Here is a 660-nt window from a genome sequence, read left to right as displayed (position 1 = left end):
GGGGAGGGGGAGACCCGCGTCGTCGCCCTCGACAACGTCAGCGTCACCTTCCCCCAGGGCGAGTTCACCGCCATCATGGGCCCCTCCGGCTCCGGCAAGTCCACCCTCATGCACTGCATGGCCGGACTCGACACCGTCACCTCGGGCTCCTCCACCATCGGCGACACCGAACTCGTCGGCCTCAAGGACAAGCAGCTCACCCAACTGCGCCGCGACCACATCGGCTTCATCTTCCAGGCCTTCAACCTGCTCCCCACCCTGACCGCCCTGGAGAACATCACCCTCCCGATGGACATCGCCGGCCGCAAGGCCGACAAGCCCTGGCTCGACCGCGTCGTCGACACCGTCGGCCTCTCCGACCGCCTCAGCCACCGCCCCTCCCAGCTCTCCGGCGGCCAGCAGCAGCGCGTCGCCTGCGCCCGCGCCCTCGCCGGCAAGCCCGACATCGTCTTCGCCGACGAACCCACCGGAAACCTCGACTCCCGCTCCGGCGCCGAGATCCTCTCCTTCCTCCGCAACTCCGTCCGCGAACTCGGCCAGACCGTCGTCATGGTCACCCACGACCCCGTCGCCGCCTCCTACGCCGACCGCGTCGTCTTCCTCGCCGACGGCCGCATCGTCGACGAACTCCACGCACCCACCGCCGACACCGTCCTGGAC

1 protein-coding gene is annotated in these 660 nt (G+C 69.8%); it reads left to right on the top strand.

Annotated elements, in window-relative coordinates:
- On the top strand, positions 1–660 hold a 660-nt coding region (locus IE332_RS40480; protein ID WP_189926903.1), incomplete at both ends, for an ABC transporter ATP-binding protein.

The sequence above is a fragment of the Kitasatospora xanthocidica genome (genome assembly GCF_014656195.1).
Taxonomy (GTDB): Bacteria; Actinomycetota; Actinomycetes; order Streptomycetales; family Streptomycetaceae; genus Kitasatospora; species Kitasatospora xanthocidica.
Note: the sequence above shows the minus strand (reverse complement) of the source record. Positions and strands in the feature narration are given on the sequence as shown.